The organism is Mesorhizobium sp. M2C.T.Ca.TU.002.02.1.1, assembly GCF_003997225.1.
This window is the reverse complement of the sequence record NZ_RZTO01000966.1, coordinates 1-2,101: the sequence shown is the minus strand read 5'-3', so window position 1 is coordinate 2,101 and position 2,101 is coordinate 1. Positions and strand designations below refer to the sequence as shown.

The window sequence follows — 2,101 nt, the reverse complement described above, 5'->3', positions numbered from 1 at the left end:
ATGTCGCGGCTGATGCAAGGCGTTTTCGATCAGAAGTCGGTCCTGCTCATGACCTATGAGGGCTTCAGCCGCAACGGCCGCTCCAACAAATTCGAGCTCCTGTCGCTGCCGCTGGATGGGGGTGCCGAGAACCAGCGCTGCCTCGGCATCATCAGCACCGCCGACAAGCCCTTCTGGCTTGGTGCCGATCCGATCGCCGATGCGCTCATCGATACGATCCGGGTGATAGATCCCGACAAGGAGCCGATGTTCCTGAAGAACCGTCCGGCGATCGACGTCCCCTCGCTGGTTCCAGCCGAATTCGATCCTCCGGAGACCATTTCGGCGTTCGGCCGCGTGCGCCGCATCCGCCATCTCGTCGTCCTCGAGGGGGGGCGTCACGAGTGAACCTGGCCGCGCGGGAGTTGCGCTTCCCCCACGGTTAATTTTTCCGCGTCCCGCGAGCCTCCAGGCCCAGGCTTTTGCGGCCGATTTTTCCCGTTTGTTAACCTGCTTTGCTGTAGTTTTTCTGAGCGAAATTCCTCGCATCGTCGCGCGGAATGCCAACGGGGTGCAGGCAGTCATGAGGTCAGCGGCGGTAGAATATGCACCGTCACGAGCTGAGCGGCGCAATTTCCAGCGTGTCCGGGTCAAGATTTACGGACGCTTCATGCTGGAAGACCGCACCGAACATCCATGCCAGGTGATCGACATGTCGCCCGGCAACGTCGCATTGCGCACGGACCGTATCGGCAAGCCGGGCGAGAAGGTCATCGCCTATATCGACCATATCGGCCGTGTCGAAGGCATCGTGACGCGCACCTCGCAGGACGGCTTCGCCATGACCGTCATCGCCTCGGACCGCAAGAAGGACAAGCTTGCCGCGCAGCTCACCTGGCTTGCCAACAAGCACGAGCTCGACCTGCCCGAGGACCGCCGCCACGAGCGCGTGGCGCCGCGCAATCCGATGAGCGTCCTGCAGCTCACCGACGGGCGCCAGTATCAGTGCCGCATCATCGATCTGTCGCTCTCGGGCGCCGCGGTCGAGATCGACGTCAAGCCGGCCATCGGCGTCCAGGTCATGCTGGGCACGATGCGCGGCCAGGTGGTGCGCCATTTCGAGGATGGCGTCGCCATCGAGTTCGCGGTCATCCAACGGCCGGAAACGCTCGACCAGGAATTCAACGCGCCGCGATCCTGACATAAGCTCTCCGCAGGAAAGCGAACCGGCCCTCGGCGGCCTTTTTTTTGTTGTCCGGTCTTCTCCTGACGCAGGCCGCCTCGGCACCTATCAGATCTTCATAAATCTGAACAACTCAAGATCGCGATAGTTCAAATTTTATGTTTATTCTACTGGCGTTTTACTCAATATCTACTTCGGGTTTTTGCGTCAAATAAATCCCAACGTGGCACAGTCTCCTCAAACGGGGAGACTACAACAATGAAAATGACGAGGGGCAAGCTGTTGCTCTTGGCAATGGCGATGCAGCTTTCCGCGTGGGGCACGGCAAGCGCGGGACCTGCTTTCATGCATACGGGCGGACGCACCACCCAGCCGGTCGGTCACTATGATTTCTGCCAGCGCATTCCGGTCGAATGCGCCCAACGGACGCCGAAGGGTTCGCCGGTCGAATTGACGCGCAAGCTGTGGGCGACGATCGTCAACGTCAACAATTCCGTCAACGTCCGCGTCAAGCCGCGCACCGATATGGAGATCTACGGCGTCGAGGAATACTGGGCCTATCCCGACAACGGCTATGGCGACTGCGAGGACTACGCGCTGGAGAAGCGCCGCGAACTGATGGCCGTCGGCGTGCCGGCCGGCGATCTTTTGATGACGGTGGTGCGCCAGCCGAATGGCGATGGCCATGCGGTGCTGACGGTGCGCACCAGCCTCGGCGAATTCATCCTCGACAATCTCGAGCCGAAAGTGCTCGCCTGGAACGACACGGTCTACACCTATCTCAAACGTCAATCGACCGAGAATTCGGGCGTTTGGGTGACGATCAACGACGGCCGCGAGGACGCGGTCGCCAGCGTCCGCTAAGGCGCCAAAGCGATCGGGCACGGCGCGGTTACGCGCGGCGGCGTGCCCAGGGAGAAAGCCCGGTCGAGTCCCCAC

2 protein-coding genes and 1 pseudogene are annotated in these 2,101 nt (G+C 61.3%); all 3 read left to right on the top strand.

What is annotated here, in order from left to right; translation table 11 throughout:
• Positions 1-387 (top strand): annotated as a pseudogene (locus EOD07_RS32100) (PAS domain-containing protein); the annotation flags it as partial.
• 175 nt (positions 388-562) lie between these two features.
• The gene (locus EOD07_RS32095) at positions 563-1,180 is read left to right on the top strand and encodes a PilZ domain-containing protein (protein WP_040983142.1); all 618 of its coding nucleotides are present in this window, start codon (positions 563-565) and stop codon (positions 1,178-1,180) included.
• Between the two features lie 240 nt (positions 1,181-1,420).
• A complete protein-coding gene (locus EOD07_RS32090) occupies positions 1,421-2,026 on the top strand; it encodes a transglutaminase-like cysteine peptidase (protein WP_041008556.1) in 606 nt (201 codons plus the stop codon).
• The last annotated feature ends 75 nt before the right edge of the window (positions 2,027-2,101 follow it).